Origin of the sequence: Sulfurospirillum arsenophilum NBRC 109478 (assembly GCF_000813345.1) — a bacterium.
Classification (GTDB): domain Bacteria; phylum Campylobacterota; class Campylobacteria; order Campylobacterales; family Sulfurospirillaceae; genus Sulfurospirillum; species Sulfurospirillum arsenophilum.
Map to the genome: position 1 here is coordinate 1 of NZ_BBQF01000005.1, position 21,537 is coordinate 21,537.

Genomic DNA, 21,537 nt, shown 5'->3' on the forward strand with positions numbered 1-21,537 from the left:
CGAAAAGGGGGATTATAAAATGTGTGTGTAACCTGTTTCAGGCTCAATTGTAATCACCATAGTATTCAAATTACTATCTATTAAAGTAACTGTAATGGGAGTCATAGCAATTCGATCTGAAGGACTTGCTATGACTCCTCCATTTAAAGCATTAGTATCTCCCCTATATGGTCGTCCCATCGAATCGAAAAGAATTCTATTTGCAGTTGAACCTGTGCCACCACCTGCGACCGTAATTCTTGTAACACCATATGTACTTGTTAAATCTAATTTTTTATTCATAAATTCTGGCTTTGTATTATTAAAAAAAGAGGTTGTAGGCGTGCCAATAAGATATTGAATCGGATTTAAAGGATCTTTCGCAACTTCAATAATACCACCAACAGAAGCATTTGGGTTACCATCACTATTGATATCGGACATAATGGCATATGATTGGACTCCGCCCGCTGTAGAAAAACGAACTTGCCATCTTTTTCTATACCATGCAGAATCATTAGAGGCAAATGTATCATCCTGCATAGCAAGGTGTTGAGTATAGCGGATATGACTGACAACTTGGTCGGCAGCTTCTCTTAGAGGGTTGCGTTGAAAACTAGAAGAAACGAAATACGATAAAATGCCGACAATCATAATAACAAACACGAGCTCAAGCATTGTAAACGCTTTTTTCATTTTCGATTCTTCTTAATTAACTCTGTAAAGATAAAAGGTTTTAACCGTTCTACCATAGTAAGCAATATCGATCTTTTCAAACCCCTCGTCTATCTCTCTTTGGGTTGTGAGTTTATATGCTCCACCACGTTCTATATTATAGAACTTAAGTCTAAGAGCCAATTTATCATCTTTCGTCATCACTTTAGTAATGCCTTTGGCTTTAAGCGCATCGGCTAGCTCTTTGGCAATGTCATAGTTAATGGCAAAATGTTTAGATGGATCATCCATATACGCATACAAAGGTTTGTTAAAGAAGCTTAGCATTGTATTGGCAAATAAGGAAACAAGCACGATTACAAAGAAAATTGTATGCAGTTTACGAAATGCGGGGAGTCTGACACGGTAACTGTTAAAAAAGACTTTAATCATCAAGGGAACGGAAAGTACCACAAAAGGAGCGAAATCTTCGAGCAGTAGACGCTGGCGTAAAGAGAGAAGCAATGAAACGACCAGAGAAAAGAAGGAGATATACCATAAAAGGTTTTTTTCTTCTTTAATAAGAATGCGGTACATGGCATAAACAAAGTATAAAAAAAGTAATGGAGAAAAGACAATCGCATAAACACCTAAGGTATCTATAAAATAGCCTTTGGGTTTTCCACCTGTATCAAAACCGTACAGATACATGGATGTGCCAAACAGTATAAGTGTTAAAAGCAACAGGTCAGTTTTGCGTTTCATTAATGCATAGACGAACAATGCAATATAAAAAATAGCAAAAGAGTTATCGACAAAAAGACACACGACGAGCACGAATTGAGAAACGACTTTATACTCTTTGAGATATAAGTAAGTAAACAAAAGACTAAAGAAGATAACGACGATACCACTATTGACCAACAGTGCAATACCATTAACGCCTGGTAAAAGGGCATAAATGGCAACAGAGAAGATACGATCAACCCGCTTTTTTAAAAAGAGTTTGCCGATTTTATAGAGTAAAATGATGGAAGCAAGATGTAAAAGGATAAATGGCAAACGCAGTGCAAAGTCATTTTGTCCTAGCAGTTGTGTTGAATAGAGCGCAAGGTAGTGAACAATGTTTGTACCATTAAAAAAGATATTTGCCTCATCGTGACTAATGGAAATACTTTGCGTACCATAGGTCAGTAAAGCACCACTTAGAATAAGGATAAGGAGTAAATAAAGTCTCTCTCTCATAGTTTTAAGAAATTATTTAAGATGGCATGTCCATGTTCGCTCAAAATGGACTCTGGGTGAAATTGAACGCCATAAATTTGTTTGTCTTTGATTTGCAATGCCATAATTTCGTGATCATCTGTACTGTACGCCGTTGGAATCACAACATCAGGAAGCCCTTCTTGCTCTACTGTCAACGAGTGGTAACGTGTTGTGGTAAAGGTTTCAGGAAGCCCATCAAAGAGGCAACTGTTGTGAAGTTGTTTGGTTGTAGATGTTTTGCCGTGCATCATGCGTTTAGCACGTACCACTTTACCGCCAAAGGCTTGTCCAATCGCCTGATGACCTAGACAAATGCCTAAAATAGGGATTTTACCGCCAAAGTGTTTGATAACATCGAGGCTGACCCCTGCTTCATTGGGGGTTGCAGGACCTGGAGAGATGATAATTTTCGAAGGATTAAGCGCTTCGATCTCTTCGATGCTGAGTTCATCATTGCGAATGACTTTAAGATCGGCACCGAGCTCTAAGCAGTACTGCACGATATTGTAGGTAAAGCTGTCATAATTGTCTATCATTAAAACCATAAGTGTTCATCCATTGTAAATAAGCTAGGTTTAATAATCATAACACGCTTTTACTTAAAAATTGACTATCTGCGCCAGTAGCCACGTCATTGCCAGAAGATCAGCACTGCCTCCAGGAGAAAGATTTTTAAGCGTCATATCCACATCAAAATCATTTAAAAGTGTGTCCAAGTTTTCCATTTTACTCTTTACATGTAAAAGCTCATCTGCCCTTGTTTTAGCGTAATTGAGTCCTTCCACGCCACCTCGTGACCACAGTGTGCTATCATCAAGCAATGAAATGAGTAAAAGCAGTGTCTTTTTCAGGGCTATCTCTTCGCCCTCCTCCTGTTTACGCGCTTCAAAAAATGGCAAAGCTCGCTCAAAAACAATCGCAAAACCACTCTGTGCGATGCCACGAATGCCCGCACTGCCCGTTTCATAAAAGAAGCGTGCCCCTGCACTGTTCGGCTTTACATGTAAAAGATCATCCTCGACCAAATTGTCGCACAGTGCTTGCATTTGGGCTTGTAAGCTTTTACATGTAAAGCTTTGCTTTCTCCCTCTGATACGACCGATGGCACCACATAAAACGGCCAAACAGAAGATCATTCCTTTGTGGGTATTCACACCTTTTGTGGCTTCAAACATCGCTTTTTCACAACCAACGCCAATTTTGCGCAGTCTTACAAAACTCTGTTTGGCATCTTCATAGGCATAGGTTTGCGCTGTTTGAATCCACTGCACAACAAACGGCTTGATGGCTTCAATGCTGGCATAAAACGTATGAATGTCCATATCACGGTGTGCGCCACTGTTGGTTCGATCGACCAATCCAGGTTTGGGAGTGAGTTCCACTTCGGTTTTCATAGCGCGTTCACACCATAAAGCCATTGAGTTGGCAAAAGCATGTTCAGCTACAAGTGCATTAATATGTAAGGTAAGTTCACGATAAGTGTGTTTTTGAGCCCTTGCACAGAGCTGTGCTTCATCACCGCAGACAAAACATTGGCGTTTTGCAAATCCAAGCGCACTTCGTGAGAGAACTTCCCCTCTAAAATCCAGCACATCAATATCCATCAAACGCCCTAGTGGATGGGTGTTTTCAAGTTTACATGTAAAGGCTTTGAGTATCTTGGCTTCGGCTTTACATGTAAAGAGAGATTCTGCTCCTGTGGGTGCTATTTTTGACTCAAAAGTCAACAGTTCAATGCGCTCTTCTTCTAACATTGAAAGAATACTTTGATGCGCGCACTCATGTACAACAATGGCTTCATGCGAGAGTTTGATGGAACTGGGAATGTTAATGGAAAGGGAGATAAGAGAAGCTTCAGGGAAGCGTGCTAAAAGCTCTTTTTGCTTGAAAGCACGCTCCTCCTTGGCTCTTAAAATGGCGTCTATCGATGTTGGTTTGCCTATCATTTACGCGAGTTGTTTCACCACGTCAATGACCGAGCCATCACGGTAGCGAATGACCGCAACGACTTTATCCGTGTATTTGATCTCAGCAGGCTCACCGCACAAAGCAATGGCGCGGTCATAAAGTTCTTGCATCTCAACAATTTGAAGCCCTGCTTTTTTAAGGCGTGCTTTAAGCTCTATATTTTTAGGATTGACCGCAATGCCTTGATCGGTCACGACAACATCCACGCTACAACCTGGTGTTACGATGGTATTGACCCGTTTTGTCACCGTCGGAAGGCGTCCGCGTGTGAGCGGTGCTACGATGATGGAGAGTTTTGCTTCCGCTGCCGTGTCACTGTGTCCACCAGAAGCTCCTCGTAAAAAGCCTTTTGATCCTGTGATGACATTGACATTAAAATCAAGATCGACCTCAAGGGCACTTAAAACAACGATGTCTAGTTGTTTAATAGAAGCACCTTTGGAGCTTGGATTGGCGTATTCGTTCGCGCTGATTTCGATGTGGTTTTTATTTTCCCCCAAAGATTTCGCGGCAAATTCATCAAAACTTTGGACATCAAGAAGCGTTTTGATGAGACCACGTTTGAGCATATAGACCATCGTACCGGTGATGCCACCCAGTCCAAAACTAGCGTGAATACCCTTCTCTTCCATCTTTTCACTTAAAAAGACAGTCGTGGCAAGCGAGGCGCCACCCGTTCCTGTTTGAATGCTAAAGCCCTCTTTGAAAAGTCCTGAATGCTCAATAAGTTTAGCCGTATGACTCGCCAATAAAAGCTCTTTAGGATTGGTCGTCATACGGGTTTCACCCGCACCGATTTTAGAAGGATCACCCACCTCTTCTACTACAACTACAGCATCCACTTGATCTTGATGAAGACTAGCAGGCACATTGGGGTACTCTTCTAAAGACTCGGTCAAGACAACAACATAGTCGGCGTACTGCGCATCGATCATCGCGTAACCTAAAGAGCCACATTTTGAGCGACCTGAATAACCATTGGCATTGCCAAATGCATCGCACACAGGCACTCCTAAAAAGGCCACATCGATTTTAAGCTCGCCCGATTGAAGCAAATGTACACGTCCACCGTGCGAGTGAATTTGTACAGGTTTTTCCATCAATCCTTTAGAGATGGCTTCACCCAGTTTACTACGAAGCCCCGAAGTATAGAGTTGTGTTACCACCCCGCTTTTAATATGTTCGATAATAGGATCGTGCACTGAAGCCAGTGAACTAGACGCCAATGTAAGGTTTTTAAAGCCCATTTTAGCGATGATGTTCATCACGTTGTTAATCAAAAGATCGCCACCGCGAAATGCATGGTGAAAGGAGATGGTCATGCCGTCTCGTAAACCTGAGCGTTTTATAGCTTCTTCAATGCTTTCACACAGCTTTGCCCTTCGGTCTTCACCTTTCTTTTTTTCTTTACATGTAAAAAAAGGCGCATTAACAGAGGTTAAATTTTCAGTTTTAAACTGTTTTTGTAGATCTTTCATTGCTCTTCTCCTAAAACACCAGACGCACGCGCCAAATCCATAATCCACTCTGCACGTAAAATAATAGGTGCATCGACCATTTTACCATCAAGTGAAATAACGCCAAGTCCACGCTCTTTCGCATCTTTGGCAGCTTCGAGAACCTCTATTGCCCAGTTGATATTTTTCTGACTTGGGGCAAAGGCACTGTGAAGCCATGGGATTTGAGTGGGGTTGATAAGTGATTTTCCATCAAAACCAAGCCCTTTGATCAGATCTACTTCGTGCATAAACCCCTCTTTGTCTTTGACATCCGAAAAGACAGAGTCAAAGGCGCCGATTTTTGCCGCACGTGCCGCGAGTAAGATTTGATTTCGTGCTGCCATAAGCTCATGTCCCTCTTTGGTTCGTTGGGTATGAAGGTCACGCACAAAATCTTCTGCACCCAAAGCAATGCCCATCAGACGCTTGGAACATCTGGCAATATCCACAGCATTGACTACACCAAGGGCACTTTCAATGGCGGCCAAAAGCATCGTCTTCTTCCCTTTCCCGATACGATTTTCAATGTGTGAGATCTCTTGTTCCATCTCTAATACATCATCCACGGTGTCTGTTTTTGGAAGACGGATAATATCCACGCCAGCTCGTATAGACGCCTCTAAGTCTAAAAGACCAAAAGGAGAATTGAGAGGATTGACACGTACCGCTGTTTCAATGTTTTTGTACGTAAAGTGTTGCAGAGCATGAAAAACCATCATGCGTGCTGAGTCTTTTTCACTGAGAGCAACGGAGTCTTCAAGGTCAAACATCACCGTGTCTGGCTTGTAGATAAACGCGTTACAGACCATTCCCGTGTTAGAACCTGGTACAAAGAGCATACTTCTTCGTAGTTTTTGTTTCATGATAATGCACTCCAATCAGGCTCATTCTCGCCAGATGATCTTAAAATAGCCGTTTGAACACGCGCTTTGATAACATAATCCAGCGCTCCTTTGTCTTGAACGATCAACTTGATCCCATCTACTTTCATAGCCGTTGCCGCCTCTAAAATCAGAGCGCGTATAGCATCACCATAAATCTCTTCAACACTACTCTCCAACTCAATCACGATTCCTTTTTCATCAATGGGAATCACACGGACAAACGCATCGCTTGATTCGAGTGTTCCAGCATGCGCGGTCTCTAGTTTTTTGCTCATTTTACTTCCTCTTTAGACATCATTTTCACAATCAACGCGTACGTTGTGGGAGGCACCAATGGTAAGATATCTTCCAAACGGTTTTGTTGCATCAATTTTCTGACTCTCGAAGCCGAAATTGGCTCACCACCATACTCAATGCGTCCAAGCTCAACCACCTCAATGGCTGGAAATTCACTCGGGCGAACAAGTAATTTTTTCATCTGTTGGTTATATTCATTGGTCACGGCACATAAAGGTTCAACACCAACATATCGGTGTGTAATGCCCAATTGTGGGGCTAAATGATTTCTAAAGATATTGAGATCAAGCTCGGTATAGAGTGAGTCGATCTGACGTTTGTCCTTAATAAAATAAGTCGGAAACGTCGCTTTAGAGATAATATAGTCTGAACCCTCATGTATCGTGAGATTTTCAAGATCTTCCAAGCCTTCGCAAATCAGGCGGTAACGATCTTTAAACGTAAAAAAGGAAGCATCTTCCTTCACCACAAACAGATGTACCCACTCGGAGCTTTCACACGCTTGCTCCACCAAATAACGATGCCCCAAGGTAAAAGGATTGCAATTCATCACGATGCTGCCAACCACATCACCCGAATGTTTATACTTACGCAATCTTTTTTTATACAGATCGATATTATAGCTGTTCTCCATCAAAATGACTTGATGATCTGCTTGCTCAATATACTTAAACCCACACGATTCAAAAACCTCCTCATAGTCTGGTTTCGTAAATAAAAATAGATCATGCCTGCCTTCGCGAAACGCCACTTTCAATAGCTCGCTCATTAGGCTTAGTGCTAAGCCTTCCCCTCTGATGGACTCATCCAGTGCAATGTTTTTAAGCACTTTACCACTAAGCCCTCCACAGGCAACGATGCGATCATCTTCCTTGGCGATCACGAAAATTTCGACATCTTCTGACATTTCCAGATCAACACTTTGCAAAAAGTCATTGACCTTTTGCCGTCTTACGGTGCTGGTATGGGGAATTTCAGAAAAGACAAAACTCATTTGTCTTCTTTTTTACGTAAAAATTTCACAAAAACAGGTGCAACACTCATGACTAAAAACATTCTCACAATATGATGAAGCGCAACATACGGCAAATTCGCTCCTACAATGATCGCTATTAAGTTCATTTCAGACTGACCGCCTGGTGAAAAAGCTAACAAAATGGAGATAAGGGGAAACTCGGTCATCTCTGAAACTACAAACACAAAGAGTGCTGAAATAAGCGCTAAAAGGGCAAAATAACCCAACGTTTGCGCAAAAACTTTAGCAATTTCTTTACATGTAACACCGACAAAGACAAAACCTACCGTTGTTCCAAGAATAAGTTGAATCAGTTTAATAATCTCATTGGGTGGGCGAGAATGGACAATACCTGAGCTATACACAATGGCGCCTAAAATCATAGGTCCAATCATCGTACCACCTGGAATTTTGAGCTTTAAAGCACCCCACCAACCAAGAATCGCACAGAAGATTAAAATCAGCATCTCATGAAGGTCACTCTGAAAAAGAGGCTGCGTAATATTGACTCTACCATCCAAAGGGACATGAGAGAGCGTTTGTATGATAAAAGGCAGTGTAAAAACAATGCATAAAAGTCGAACGGATTGTGTCATGGTGACTTTATAAACGTTTGCACCCATGACTTCGGCTAACGTTACCATCTCCAAAAGGCCTCCTGGCATGGAGCTGAAATAGGCAGTCATCTTATCGAACTTAAGCCACTTCCAATAGTAAATCATTCCACAAAAAGTAATCAGAAGCACAAACGGTAAAATTAAAACAATGCTAGAGACGAAGTCTCCCAAATAGTGTAAAATCGTAGGATTAAAGGCACTACCGATGGTAATACCAAGCACAGCTCGTGCAGGGGCGGAAAAGAGTTTTGGGGAACGAAGGGGAATGTTGGGAAAACGGCTGACAAGGGCAATAGCTACAATTGAGCCCAAAAGCCATGGCAATGGTACGTTGATAAAAGAGAAAAGTATGGCTCCTAAAATCCCTATAAAAAGCGATGCTATTACAGGTAAAAAGCCTTTAAACCATTGCATTTAACATCCATCAAATGATCTTTGTAAGTCATGATAATGATACCTTTTTTTTCATTAAGAACAACTAAGCCGAACTAAGCTCAAATGTGGCTATTTATGGGCATTTTGTGCATAAGATGCTTAAAATTATGTTATATTTTGAAACTCAAAAATACTTTCGGTATGAGTCGACTGAAAAGGAAATATAACAGTATGCAAAAATTTAAAAAAACATCCTTTCTCCATGAAGAATTATTGCTCAAAATACTCCTATTTTCAACCATGCTGGTTTTAGTAACCTTACTGACCTTTAGCCTCTTTTTGGGGCATATTTTAAAAGAACTGATGGAAGAACAGATAGGTCAACGTGCCCTTGCTATCTCCAAAACCATCTCTTTGATGCCTGAAGTCATCGCATTGGTCGAACAAAAAGATCCACAGGGTCGTTTGATGAGCATCATTGATCCACTTCAAGCTTCTATTGATGCGAGGTTTATTGTGATTGGAGATAACGACTCCATTCGACTTACCCATCCTACTAAAGAGCTTGTGGGAGAATCTATGATAGGCGAAGACAATAGAAAAGCGCTTAAAGAAGGACTCTACTACACCTCAAAAGCCACAGGAACACTAGGTCCTTCCATCCGAGGGAAGTCTCCTGTGTTTGGAAAAAATGGTGACATTGTTGGCGTTGTTTCGGTGGGTTATTTGGAGGAGAGCGTACAAGAAATTATTGCAGAGCGGTATCATCAGTTCCTCATTTATCTTTACGGAGCGATGTTTTTAACTGTTATCATGGCATTTAGCCTCTCACGCAAAATCAAAAACTCTCTTTTAGGCTATGAACCCAGTGAAATTAGCCGCCTCTTCCTTGAAAAAGAGGCGATTTTAAATGCCGTCAAAGAAGCGATCATTGCGACCAATACAGAGGGCGAGATAACGCTCTGCAATGAAGTGGCACAAAGTTATTTTCAGTTGGATGAAAGCACGAAGCAGCCTCCCCTTTCTTTGCAAAAATATCTTTTTACATGTAAAGAGATGAAAGACGTTACCCTTGAGGTAGATGGTGTTGATTATATCTGCAATTTCTCACCCGTAACGCATGAAACCAAAACCGTTGGCATGGTCGCAAGTTGTCGAAAAAAAGAGGAGATGGATGCGCTGGTGTGGGAGTTAACCCGCGTTAAACAGTATTCGCAGAGACTCAGAGAGAAAAAGCATGAATTCTCCAACCTTTTACACCTGATCTCAGGGCATATTCAAATAGGAGAATACGACAAAGCCATCGCGTTGATTAGCGAAAACCATCTGCCTGATGAAAAAATTATCGAGCAGTTTCAAAACGTGATTCACGATCCTCTCGTCGCTTCTATTTTTATCGGAAAATACTACTTTGCCTTTGACAAAGGGGTCAAAATCATTCTCGATGAAAACAGCTTTCTTCAAGAGAGCATTGATCCTTCCATTTCCAAGCATCTTTTAACCATTTTAGGCAATATCATCAACAATGCGATCGATGCAGCCGAACTTTCAGAAAAAAAAGAGGTCACGCTCTTTGCCACAGACATTGGCAATGATCTTATTTTTGAAGTGGAAGACTCAGGCTTGGGTATCGAAGAATCCCTCCATGAAAAGATTTTTGAAAAAGGCTTCACCACGAAAGGCGAACTGCACAGCGGATACGGTCTCTTTTTTGTTAAAAGTACCTTAGAGTGGCTGGGTGGATTTGTCTCTTTTGGCAAAGGAAATTATGGTACTATTGTGAGCATTCATATTCCTAAAGGAAGCCGTAATGATTAAAGTTTTGATTGCTGAAGATGATCCAAGAATTGCGCTTTTGCACCAAAGTATGGTGGAAAAAATAGCCAATTTTGAAGTGATTGCCATCGCAAATACCATCAGCGAACTCAAAGAGTACATCGAACTCATGCGCCCTGATCTGCTTCTTTTAGATGTCTATTTTCCCGATGGCAATGGAATTGATTTTCTAAGCTGGATGCGAAGCAATGCTGTCCACACCGATGTTATCCTCATCACCGCCGCCAAAGAGATGGCATCGTTAGAGAAGTCTTTGCGGTATGGTGTTTTTGACTATCTCATCAAACCCATTATGTTTTACCGCTTCCAATCTTCTTTGCAAAAATTTCATGACTACAAAGAGAAAGTCATCTCCCAAGAAGAGCTCTCCCAAAGCAAAGTCGATGCGTTTTTCAACAAAACCTTGCAACCTACTAAACCTTTACATGTAGGATTACCTAAAGGGGTAGATGGTATTACGTTGGAAAAGATTTTGAGTGCTTTACACCAAAGCCAAGCTTTTTTCTCAGCGAGTGAAATTGCAGAAATATTAGGAATTAACCGCACGACTGCACGTAGGTATTTGGAGTATTTGGTCTCTGAAGCCAAAGTTGAAGTTGACTCTCTGTACGGCTCGGTGGGTCGTCCTGAGCGTAAGTACAGGCTCAAGACGACAGAATAATATTGCTACGTCTACTTAGCGGACTGCTAACATAATAGGCGCACTAATACCTAACAATGCAACAATAAATATGGTTCCAAATATAAAACCAAGCTTCCAAAAATCTCTACCCGTAATATACCCAGCACCATAATACAGTGGAGCAGGACCTGTTGCATACGGTGTAATAACCCCCATAATACCATGTGTCATAGCAAGAAGCAATGCAAACTCTTTGATTGGCATACCTGGAACACTCATACCAACGGCAAGCATAACAGGCATCATCGCTGTTGCATGAGGAGTTGTGCTGGCAAACATGTAATGCGAAAAGAAATAAATGGCTACAAGCACATACATCGCAACAATAGGTGAAAAACCTTCCATATAAGAGGCTACTCCGTTGTCAAACCAATGGATAAAACCCGTACGTGAAAGTCCTTCTGCTAGTGACACCAAAAAAGCGAGTAGTACGATGGTATTCCAAGCGGTCTTGTTACCAGCGATGTCATCCCATTTAACAATTTTTAAAATCATCATGAATGAAACCGCCACAAGTGCTACGGTGGTGGCATTAATGATGTTCGCACCAAATATCCAAAATAATATCGCTGTAAAAACAATCAGTCCTAGCATAATTTCATTAAGCGTAATTTTTCCCATTTTTTCTAACTCGCTAGCTGCCCACTTTGGCACTGCTTCACCTTCTTTAATTTCAGGTGGATAAATCCAATAGATCAAGAGTGGCAGTAAAAGTAACATAACGATACCAAAAGGTGCTGCTGCAAAAAACCAGTCTGTCCATGAAATTTCAACTTTGGTGATTTTTTTGATAATCTCGACACACAGTAGGTTTGGTGCTAAAGCCGTCAAAAACATAGAGCTTGTAACAGCTGTTGTTGAAAAAGCAACCCACATAACATACCCGCCTATTTTTCGTGATGATGGATCGTTTGGTTTTGAATCATACAACGGTGGTAAATTGCGCACAATTGGGAAAATGATGCCACCACTACGTGCCGTATTCGAAGACGTAAAGGGTGCAACAAGTGCATCAGAGAGCATAACCGCATAGCCAAGCAGAAGCGTTCTTCGTCCCATGAGTTTAACCAACATCAAGGCGATACGTCGTCCAAGTCCTGATTTTTCATAACCGAGTGCAAACGTGAAAGCTGCAAACACAAGCCAAACTGTTGTACTACTCCAACCCGTGAGCATCCATTTAATCGCTTGTTCTGGCGCTTTAAATTTTGGATTTGCAAGCTCTTTTGCGCTAAAAAGCACCCAAGGGGCGAAAACGGTAACAATGGTCGCACCCATAAGACCAACCGCTGCAAAAGTGAATGATTCCATCACTAATGCCGCTATGGTACCTGCAAAGATAGCAAAGAAATACCAAGCGTGTTGCTCAAGTCCTGAAGGGGCAGGAGAGAGCGCAATACCAAGAGTAACTACAATTGGTAGCAAGGATATCCATCGAAATTTTGAAACATTTTCCATTTAATTCATTCTCCTTTTGCTGTAATGCCTCATATCGTAGCACTTTTAGAAATACATAAGCAATATAAAAGACATTAGCTGTTTTTTTAGTATTTTGGCTATTGTGTGCACACTGTTAAATGCTACATTTTGTTACATATATTTCATAAAGACTCATGATGGAGTATATTTTCCTAGGGTACGTTTCTAAATAATTTTATAAAGAATAATTTAATTTATTGAGAAGTAAATTCAAATAGGATTAAAGAAGATCGCGTTATACTAATTTTAACACGACTCTAAGGTTCAACCAATGATGAGAAGATGGGTGTTTTTTATTACGTTTCTAGCCATACTCTTTGCCCCAATGACGGGGCTAGCATCTTCCAAAAAAGAGATTCTACTTCCTAAACAAACGCTTGTGTACAGCCAAAGTTCATGGGAACCACTTGTGATTGTCAATGATGAGCATATAAGCGGTATGATCACAGACTACCTCACTCTTTTAGAAAAAAAAACTAACCTTAACTTCACTTATACGTTCCATAACACTTGGGATCAAGTGCTCCAAGAGTTTAACGCAGGTGCTTTGGACATTCTTCCTGGGATTATTACCAAAGATGTATCGCCTAATGTAGTAACAACCAAACCTTTTTTGCGCTTTAACCTCGTTTTAGCAGCCCTCAAATCAAACAATTTCATCAGCGATCTTAGAGAAGTTCAAAAACAAAACCTTGTCATTGCGGTTGGTGAGCATTCATCTGTTCAACATTATTTGCAAGACAATTATCCAGATATAAAAACGTATGTCGTTAAAAATACCCAAGAAGGGTTATTGGCAGTTGAGCATAAAAAAGCTGACCTCTTCTTGGAAATGGCGCCTGTTGTCAGTGAAGCACTGCAAAACAGCGGACTTTCAAACATCAAAATTGTAGGTATTTTAAAAGACAAATTTGAACTTGTGATGGCAATTCAAGATGCATCATTACTGTCTCTGATTAATCAAGGCATTGATGCCATTACGGACGTAGAAAAAGAGAGGCTCACTAAACGGTATATCAAAATAAATGTTCAAGAAAAAGTCGACTACTCTTTAAGCTTTAAGATTGTTACGATAGGTATTTTTATCGTGATCGGTTTCATCGTATGGCTTTCCATTCTCAAACGTGAGATTCGTAAACGTAAACTGGCTGAAACCAAAGTGAGTTATACCAATCAACGATTGCATCGTGCAGCAGAAGAGCTTAAAATTGCTATGGCAAAAACAGCCTACGCACATCAAGCTAAAAGTCAATTTTTAGCCAACATGAGTCATGAAATTCGCACCCCTATGAATACCATCATCGGGATGACAGAGCTTATTTTACGCAAAGATTTACCTGAAAAAGAGCGCCACTACCTTAGCAAAGTTGCGGAAGCAGGACATCATCTTTTGGACATTATCAACGATATTTTAGATTTTTCAAAAATAGAAGCCAACAAAATTCAACTCGAAGCCATTCCATTTCAACTCGAAGAGCTCATCGTGTCCGTCACAGATCTTATAAGCATGCGTGCCCAGCAAAAAGGGTTAGAGCTGCTTATAGATATGGGAAATGTCACCGCACATCGCTACCGTGGAGATCCCTTACGTCTTAAACAAATTCTGCTCAACCTTGTTGCTAACGCTGTAAAGTTTACTCCTAAGGGCGAGGTTATCATCCGTCTTAAAGCCTTGGAAGAGAACAATGGTATCCAAAAAATCCGTTTTGAGATCAAAGATACAGGCATAGGAATTACGCCTGAACAAATAAAATACCTTTTTAACGCTTTTTCTCAAGCAGATATGTCCACCACGCGTAATTATGGAGGGACAGGACTAGGTCTTACCATCGCACAAGGGCTGGTACTCATGATGGGAGGAGAGATTCAGTGCGAGAGTGTTTTTGGCGAGGGAAGTACGTTTTGGTTTGAAATTCCTTTGCACATCGATGCTTCGTTTATCGCTCCAACACAGCCCTTAATCACAAAAGCCCTCAACGTCTTGATCGTAGATGACAATGAAACAGCTCTCGAAATTTTCTCTGAAATTTTATACCATTTTGGCATTGGATGCGTTACATGTAAAAGTGCAAAAGAGGCTTTGGATCTTTTAAATAACGGTTTTCAAGCCGATGTGGCGATTATTGACTGGAAGATGGAAGGGATGGATGGCATTACGCTATTCCAGCTCATAGAACAACGCTATGAGCATCAAATTGCATCCATTATGATGGTAACCGCGTATGATAAAGAAGAACTTATCGCTAAATTGGGAATCGATCAACCCTATGCCGTATTGGTGAAGCCGATCACCGCTTCTACCCTTTTTGACACTCTTATCAGTATGTACGGGCACAAGCGTCTTATTGAACCATTACATCACGCACATGAAACGCAGGTTATTCAGTCTTTAGATGGCATCACGGTATTGCTCGTAGAAGACAATCCAAGTAATCAAGAGGTAGCACAAGAACTTCTCAACGAAGTGGGGATTATTGTCTATATTGTCAACAATGGGCAAGAAGCGCTTGAATGGCTCATTGAAAATCCATTACCGGATCTTATTTTGATGGATTGCCAGATGCCTATCTTAGATGGTTTTGAAGCAACACGCAAAATTAGAAGTGAACTCAAACTCACGTTGCCTATCGTTGCGATGACTGCCAATGTAATGAAAGGTGATGAGGAGCGCTGTTATGCATCAGGAATGAATGGCTACGTTCCAAAACCGGTGGACTCTCAAAAACTCCTTCAAGAAATCGCACGCTTTTGCCATAAAACAGCATCAATACCTCCTGTATGCACATCTTCTTCAGATAACTTTGCACTCGAAGGTATCAACAGTCTTCAAGCCATTTCACGCCTTGGAGGCAATGCAAAACTCTATCGCCAACTGCTGAAAAGTTTTGCCAAAGATCAAGTACACTTTATGCAAACCTATCGCAACTATGTTGTCGCCAATGACCTTGATGGCGCTAAAAGGTTGTGTCATACGCTCAAAGGCATTGCAGGAACGCTTGGTATGGAAGAGCTCTCGGCATTGGCAGAACAAGCTGAACGCTCTTTGCATCCTATAGACAACGATGCGCCACTGCTAGAAGCTATTGACATAAAGATTCGCTCTTTAAGTGCCATTATTCAAGCCCTTTCTACTCAAGTAGAGCCTTTTGGAACCTTTACTTCCATTGAAAATGAGACACTGCAAAAGCTTATCGAAAAGCTGAAAAGCTCTGATGCAACAGCACTGGATGATGCCATGATGCTTTCACAATCCACCGATGAAAAACTCCTCGAGGCTTTTGAGCAGATCAAAGCCTTCGAGTTTGAAAATGCTATAGCACTGATTGAGCCATTACTGAATCAAAACACACCTAAAAAGGCGGACTAAATCCTATGGAAACCATTCTTATTGTCGATGACACCCCTGAAAATCTGGTAATTCTAAGCGAAATTCTTAAGCCTTTTTACAAAGTTAAAGTAGCCAACAGTGGCATTAAAGCGATGAACCTTATCGCTTCAGGAGACATTCCCGATCTGATTTTACTGGACATCATGATGCCAGAAATGAGTGGCTACGAAGTCTGTAAAAAACTCAAAAATGATCCACTAACGCGCAATATTCCTATTATTTTTGTTACGGCATTGAGCGACTGTGAAGATGAGGCTGAAGGTTTAGGGCTAGGAGCCATTGATTACATCACAAAGCCTGTTCATTCGTCCATTGTTTTAGCACGGGTTAATACGCAAATGACCCTCCTTCAATACCAACGAAATCTGGAACAAAAACTGGAAGAGCGTACCGAAGAGATCGTCCTTACGCGCATGGAAGTCATCCGACAATTAGGGCGAGCTGCTGAGTACAAAGACAATGAGACAGGGACACACATTTTGCGTATGAGTGCTTATACCAAAATCATTTCCAAAAAAATTGGCTTGGATAATGTACGAGCTGAACTTATTTTTCTCTCTGCGCCAATGCATGATATCGGGAAAATCGGAACACCCGATCATATCTTGCGCAAAGAGAGTGGACTTACACCCGAAGAGTGGGAAATCGTCAAAGCACATCCACTGAATGGTGCAGAGATTATTGGCAATCATCAATCCGCCCTACTTCAAACGGCACGCGTTGTAGCACTTACACACCATGAACGCTTTGATGGAACGGGTTATCCTTATGGCATTAAAGGGTTTGATATTCCTCTCGCTGGGCGCATTGTAGCCATTGCTGATGTCTTTGATGCCTTAACATCCCAGCGTCCTTACAAAGAGCCTTGGAACTTAGATCGAGCTGTTGAGTATCTTGTCGCGCAAAAAGGGAAGCATTTTGATCCTGAGCTTGTCGATGCCTTTTTAGCGTGTATGGATGAGATCAAAGAGGTTATGGTAAAATTCCACGATGAGCCAGAAGCACTATCAAACTCTTTACATGTAAAGAGTTAGGAACGTAGGGACTGTTGTAATCTGGCTGCAAAAAAGAGGGTTGCAATTACGGTTAATGCTAAAAGTCCTAAAAAGACGTGCCATCCTAAATACTCATAAAAAACACCCGGAGCAAATGTTCCAAACGTTCCACCCGCATAGTAAAACGAAAGATAAAGTCCATTAGAGATAGCACGTTTTTCATGAGCAAGTTTGCTAATAAGTCCAGAGGAAACCGAATGAATAATGAAAAAGCCTGCGCAAAAGACAAACATTCCACCAAACATCACTAAATAATCATTGATATGAAAGATCTGCAATCCGATAAGATAGGTTAAAATCCCAAAAATAATCGTCTTCGTCTCATTGCCAAAAAGACGAATCATCCACAAAATACGAATGGAGATAATAAAACCAATGATATAACCCGCATACATCATGCCCACCTTACCATAACCCATGGTTGAACTGAATGTTTTGAGTTGAAAAGGAATAAAGTTAAGCAGCGCTTGAAACACAAAAAAGATGAAAAACATCATGGCATAAATATTAAAAAATATTTTATTTTTGAGGACACCTAACACTTGAGAAAGTTTAGGCTTCACAAAATCTACTTTAACCTCTTCACTTAAAAAACTCAGAGCGCCAAACATGACGATGAGCGCAATGCCTAAAAGCACAAAAAAGAGTCTCCAGCCAAAAAAATCACTGAGAAGTCCTGAGAGTAAACGCCCAATGAAACCACCCAAGATGGTCGCACCGATGTAATAGCCTATGGCTTGTTGCACCTTCTCTTTAGGTGTAATAAAACTGATATAACTCATCAAAGAGGTAAGCACAGCTGGAATTAAAATACCCTGTAAAGCACGAATGGCTAAAAGCACAGGATACGTGTCGCTCCATGCAAAACAGAGTTCTAAAATGCCCAACATTAAGACAGCATTTCTCAAAAAGAGTTTAGACGAAAAGGTTTCTAAGATGTAGCCATAAAAGATCGGTGCAAACCCTAAAGGAAGCATGATGACCGTTGTAAAGATGACCGCTTCAAAACGACTTAAGCTAAATTCTTTTTCAAAAAGGGGTTGAATGGGCTGTACCGCATAAAGGGTACAAAGGGTAAGAATCGTACAGGTGTAAATAATAAGAAGTTGATGCGTAGAGAGAAAATGAGAAAGAAAGCTAATGCTTCCTTTTCTATTTGTAGGTGTCAATCTGAAAATCCCAGAAAAACTCGATCCACTCAGTGGTTTCTCGAGCCGCAAAATCTGGGCGAAGCAGTGCTTTTTCTTTATAGAACACTGCTGCGATTTTAAACTCTACATCGGGGTATTTGGCAGTGAGTACTCGCTGAATCTCGATCATCGTCTCACCGCTATCGATGATATCATCGACAATGACCACACGTTTTGCTTTGCTCAAATCTGGAATATTAAAAATATTGATGGTATCCAGCTTGTGTGTCTCTTCATAGTGAATCGAATTGATGGAGTAAAGCGCTCTCATCTCTAATGCTTCTGCTAAAAAATGCCCTAATGTCATACCACCACGTGCCACGGCTAAAATAACATCAGGCGCGTAAGGTTTGATCTCTTTTGCCAAATGATTGACGTCAACTTTAAACTCTTCATAACTGTAATAACGCAAATTAATGTCCTTCCTGTACGATAAATACGATTAAACTAACAAATGTCAGAAACAAAATACCAAAGTTAATATCTTTGAACTCTTTTTTGATCAACTTGATCAACACATACGAGATTAAACCAAATGCCAAACCATTTGTAATCGAAAAGGTTAAAGGCATCATGATAACGATCAAAAAGGTTGAAACCGCAATGGCTGTATCTTTAAAATTGATATGCGAAAGCTCACCAAACATCAAAACACCGACCATCACCAAAACAGGATAGATCGCGTTTTCAGGAATCGCTTTAAACAAAGGCATCATAAACAGCGTCAAAATAAAACAAAGACCGGTTACCACGGCGGTTAAACCCGTTCGTCCACCCTCTTCAACACCTGCCGCACTTTCTATAAATGCCGTTGTGGTTGAGACACCAACAACTGCACATGCTGTACTCGCGAGCGCGTCAATTTCAAGTGTTTTTTGAAGCTCTTTTCCATCATCCGTAAACAAACCTGCACGGTATCCAACACCCGCAAGGGTACCCAATGAGTCAAACAAATCGGTAATCAAAAATGTAATAATGACAGGGAAAAGGGAGAGCGTTAAGGCACCTTTAATGTCAAGCTCAAATGCGATCGGGCTGACCGAAGCTGGCATGGAGAAAAACTCCGTTGGATAAGGAGCAATACCTGCAACCCACGCAACAATAGCCGTAGTCACAACCGCTAAGATAAATGCACCTTTAAGTCTCCATGAGTAGAATGCAAAGACTAAAACAAGTCCTAAAACGCCAAGTAAAACATTTGGATTTTTAAAGTTACCCACACCCACTAAAACCGCGGGATTGGCAATAACCATACCCATACTTTTAAGACCAATAAATGCAATAAAAGAGCCAATACCCGCACTAATCGCACGTCTAAGATCATGTGGTACACTCTTCATAATCCACACCCGAAGTGGGGTTAACGAGAGAATGAGGAAAAGAAGACCTGAGAGAAAAACAACGCCAAGGGCGGTTTGCCAAGGCACTTTCATACCAAGGACTAATCCAAACGTAAAGTACGCGTTAAGCCCCATACCAACGCTCATAGCAATCGGCGTATTTGCCCAAAGGCCATTGAGAATGGATGAAAAAATAGTGATCAAAGCCGTTGCCGTGATCAATGCCTCCATGGGCATACCCGTTTTGCTCATAATAATGGCATTGACAGGTACGATGTACATCATGGTTAAGAAAGTCGTAAAACCAGCTGTAAACTCGGTTTTGACCGTCGTACCATTTTGTTCAAGTTTGAAAAAGTCCAAAGTCGATCCTTTGTGAAGATATTTAGTAAATTTTGAGTTCGTTGTATAAACTATCGCGTTCAACCGGTGTAAAGCCACTCGTTTCGATAAGTTCTAAAATACTTTGTAAACCAAGTCCTTTAGCGCTGTTCGCACCCGCAGCTGATTGAATCGCTTCAGCTTCAATCGTTCCATCAAGATCATCTGCACCGTACTCCATTGCCACAAGAGCAAGATTGATCGTTGAAGTTGCCCAGTACGCTTTGATGTGGTTGATGTTATCGAGCATCAAACGGCTAATGGCAAAGGTTTTGAGAATTTCAGTAGAGCTTAAAAAATCATCTACTTTTAAATAGTTATTGTCACGTTGATAGACAAGGGGGATGAACGCGTTAAAGCCATGTGTGCGGTCTTGTAAGTCGCGAAGACGGAGCATGTGATCGATGCGATGTTCACGTTTTTCCACATGACCAAACAGCATTGTCGCATTGGATTCATGTCCTCGTTTGTGCCACAATTCATGGATCTGTAACCATTCGGAGGAGCTTACTTTACCTTTGCAAACGTACTCGCGTACTTTTTCATCAAAGATTTCAGCACCACCACCGGGCATCGAGTCCACACCATACTCGATCATCTTGTCGATGACCTCATCAAAGCTTAGGTTGTACTCCGTTGCTAAGAAGTTGATCTCAGCAGCCGTCAATGCCTTTACATGTAAAGAAGGAAAACGTGCTTTGATTTTGGAAAAAATCTCCATATACCACTCTAACCCAGCATCTGGATTGTGCGCAGAAACCACATGCACTTCGGTGATGTGATTGTTTTTTACAGAATTATCCAAGATTGCTAAAATCTCTTCGTGGGTCATTGTGTAAGGATTTGGATTTTTTCGGTTGGCTGAAAAAGCGCAAAATTTGCAGATGTCTTTGCAGATGTTGGTGGGGTTGATATGCCTGTTGACATTGAAAAAGACTTTGTTGCCGTGAAGGAAACGCCTTCTTTGATTGGCGTATTTTCCCAACGTAAAAAGATCAAGATCGTAGAGGGCTATGCCATCTTCTAGGCTAAGTCGTTCGTTGTTTTCTAACTTTTCGATAAGAGTCATTGAGTTACTTTCAGTAAAGAAATAAAGGGAGATTTTAGCAATTTTTTTTATAAAGAGAGGTTAAAGTCATTTCAATCTCAATCTTAAATTTCTAAGCTATAATTCCAAGAAAGGCTATACTATGCTTCTTAGCTACTTTCTCTCCTTCGGGGTTTTCTTTGTCACAGCCCTTGTTGTTCTTGTGCTGTTTTTCTTTCTCTATGCCAAAGTCACGCCTTATGATGACTACAGAATGATTTTTACGGAAAATAACACGGCGTCTGCACTTGGATTTGGCGGAGCAATTCTAGGGCTTTGTATCCCTCTTTACAGTGCTCTTGTAAACTCTATCTCCTATGTTGACTTCGTCACATGGGCAATCATCGCTATGGTTATACAGCTTCTTTTTGCATTTGCCATGACGCGTTTACGTGGAAAATTTTCTGTTGAAACACACATCAATAATGGAAATATCGCTGTAGGAATTTTAATGGCATTGATGTCGATTGCTATTGGTTTGCTTAACGCTGGATCGATGAGTTATTAAACCCATAATTAACATACGAATATCCAAGGATGATAGC

General features: G+C 41.0%; 19 protein-coding genes. 5 read left to right on the forward strand and 14 right to left on the reverse strand.

What is annotated here, in order from left to right:
* Positions 1-12: 12 nt before the first annotated feature.
* From SAR02S_RS11860 to SAR02S_RS11900, 9 genes are read right to left on the reverse strand one after another with little or no spacing between them, the layout of a single operon-like run.
* A complete protein-coding gene (locus tag SAR02S_RS11860; protein WP_041960013.1) occupies positions 13-675 on the reverse strand; it encodes a pilus assembly FimT family protein in 663 nt (220 codons plus the stop codon).
* Positions 676-687: 12 nt separating this feature from the next.
* Positions 688-1,878: an ArnT family glycosyltransferase gene (locus SAR02S_RS11865; protein ID WP_041960015.1), complete on the reverse strand. Its 1,191-nt coding sequence runs from the start codon at positions 1,876-1,878 to the stop codon at positions 688-690.
* The gene (locus tag SAR02S_RS11870; protein ID WP_041960017.1) at positions 1,875-2,444 is read right to left on the reverse strand and encodes an aminodeoxychorismate/anthranilate synthase component II; all 570 of its coding nucleotides are present in this window, start codon (positions 2,442-2,444) and stop codon (positions 1,875-1,877) included. Before SAR02S_RS11870 ends, SAR02S_RS11865 begins: the two co-directional genes overlap by 4 nt.
* Before the next feature lie 54 nt (positions 2,445-2,498).
* Positions 2,499-3,845: a triphosphoribosyl-dephospho-CoA synthase CitG gene (citG, locus tag SAR02S_RS11875; RefSeq protein WP_041960020.1), complete on the reverse strand. Its 1,347-nt coding sequence runs from the start codon at positions 3,843-3,845 to the stop codon at positions 2,499-2,501.
* Positions 3,846-5,345: a citrate lyase subunit alpha gene (citF, locus tag SAR02S_RS11880; protein ID WP_041960022.1), complete on the reverse strand. Its 1,500-nt coding sequence runs from the start codon at positions 5,343-5,345 to the stop codon at positions 3,846-3,848.
* Positions 5,342-6,229, reverse strand: coding sequence for an aldolase/citrate lyase family protein (locus SAR02S_RS11885; protein WP_041960023.1), 888 nt, complete (start codon positions 6,227-6,229; stop codon positions 5,342-5,344). The genes citF and SAR02S_RS11885 overlap by 4 nt, the downstream gene beginning before the upstream one ends.
* Positions 6,226-6,525, reverse strand: coding sequence for a citrate lyase acyl carrier protein (citD, locus tag SAR02S_RS11890; RefSeq protein ID WP_041960025.1), 300 nt, complete (start codon positions 6,523-6,525; stop codon positions 6,226-6,228). The genes SAR02S_RS11885 and citD overlap by 4 nt, the downstream gene beginning before the upstream one ends.
* Entirely contained in the window at positions 6,522-7,541 is a 1,020-nt protein-coding gene (citC, locus tag SAR02S_RS11895) for a [citrate (pro-3S)-lyase] ligase (protein WP_041960027.1), read from the reverse strand. The genes citD and citC overlap by 4 nt, the downstream gene beginning before the upstream one ends.
* Positions 7,538-8,593, reverse strand: coding sequence for an AbrB family transcriptional regulator (locus SAR02S_RS11900; protein WP_041960029.1), 1,056 nt, complete (start codon positions 8,591-8,593; stop codon positions 7,538-7,540). The genes citC and SAR02S_RS11900 overlap by 4 nt, the downstream gene beginning before the upstream one ends.
* 192 nt (positions 8,594-8,785) lie before the next feature.
* Between SAR02S_RS11900 and SAR02S_RS11905 the strand changes: the two genes are divergently transcribed.
* Both SAR02S_RS11905 and SAR02S_RS11910 read left to right on the forward strand, forming a co-directional pair.
* Positions 8,786-10,372, forward strand: a complete 1,587-nt coding sequence (locus SAR02S_RS11905; protein WP_041960031.1) for an ATP-binding protein — start codon at positions 8,786-8,788, stop codon at positions 10,370-10,372.
* Positions 10,365-11,051, forward strand: coding sequence for a response regulator (locus SAR02S_RS11910; protein WP_041960033.1), 687 nt, complete (start codon positions 10,365-10,367; stop codon positions 11,049-11,051). The genes SAR02S_RS11905 and SAR02S_RS11910 overlap by 8 nt, the downstream gene beginning before the upstream one ends.
* Before the next feature lie 15 nt (positions 11,052-11,066).
* On the opposite strand, the gene SAR02S_RS11915 is transcribed toward SAR02S_RS11910, so the two are convergent.
* Positions 11,067-12,530: an anion permease gene (locus SAR02S_RS11915; RefSeq protein ID WP_041960035.1), complete on the reverse strand. Its 1,464-nt coding sequence runs from the start codon at positions 12,528-12,530 to the stop codon at positions 11,067-11,069.
* 292 nt (positions 12,531-12,822) lie between these two features.
* Between SAR02S_RS11915 and SAR02S_RS11920 the strand changes: the two genes are divergently transcribed.
* The gene (locus tag SAR02S_RS11920) at positions 12,823-15,918 is read left to right on the forward strand and encodes a response regulator (protein ID WP_052433634.1); all 3,096 of its coding nucleotides are present in this window, start codon (positions 12,823-12,825) and stop codon (positions 15,916-15,918) included.
* Positions 15,919-15,923: 5 nt separating this feature from the next.
* Complete coding sequence (locus tag SAR02S_RS11925) at positions 15,924-16,973, forward strand: response regulator (protein WP_041960037.1); 1,050 nt, start codon at positions 15,924-15,926, stop codon at positions 16,971-16,973.
* Here the strand turns inward: SAR02S_RS11925 and SAR02S_RS11930 are convergent.
* From SAR02S_RS11930 to mqnE, 4 genes are read right to left on the reverse strand one after another with little or no spacing between them, the layout of a single operon-like run.
* On the reverse strand, positions 16,970-18,163 hold the full coding sequence (locus SAR02S_RS11930; protein WP_232294054.1) for an MFS transporter: 1,194 nt from the start codon (positions 18,161-18,163) through the stop codon (positions 16,970-16,972). The two genes, SAR02S_RS11925 and SAR02S_RS11930, sit on opposite strands and share 4 nt — an antisense overlap.
* On the reverse strand, positions 18,147-18,596 hold the full coding sequence (locus SAR02S_RS11935; protein ID WP_041960038.1) for a phosphoribosyltransferase: 450 nt from the start codon (positions 18,594-18,596) through the stop codon (positions 18,147-18,149). The genes SAR02S_RS11930 and SAR02S_RS11935 overlap by 17 nt, the downstream gene beginning before the upstream one ends.
* A 1-nt stretch (position 18,597) precedes the next feature.
* On the reverse strand, positions 18,598-19,887 hold the full coding sequence (locus tag SAR02S_RS11940; RefSeq protein WP_041960040.1) for an NCS2 family permease: 1,290 nt from the start codon (positions 19,885-19,887) through the stop codon (positions 18,598-18,600).
* 22 nt (positions 19,888-19,909) lie between these two features.
* The gene (mqnE, locus tag SAR02S_RS11945) at positions 19,910-20,974 is read right to left on the reverse strand and encodes an aminofutalosine synthase MqnE (protein ID WP_041960042.1); all 1,065 of its coding nucleotides are present in this window, start codon (positions 20,972-20,974) and stop codon (positions 19,910-19,912) included.
* A 121-nt stretch (positions 20,975-21,095) separates the two neighbouring features.
* Here mqnE and SAR02S_RS11950 point away from each other — a divergent pair, with 121 nt between their 5' ends.
* Positions 21,096-21,500, forward strand: a complete 405-nt coding sequence (locus SAR02S_RS11950; protein WP_041960044.1) for a DUF350 domain-containing protein — start codon at positions 21,096-21,098, stop codon at positions 21,498-21,500.
* Positions 21,501-21,537: the final 37 nt, after the last annotated feature.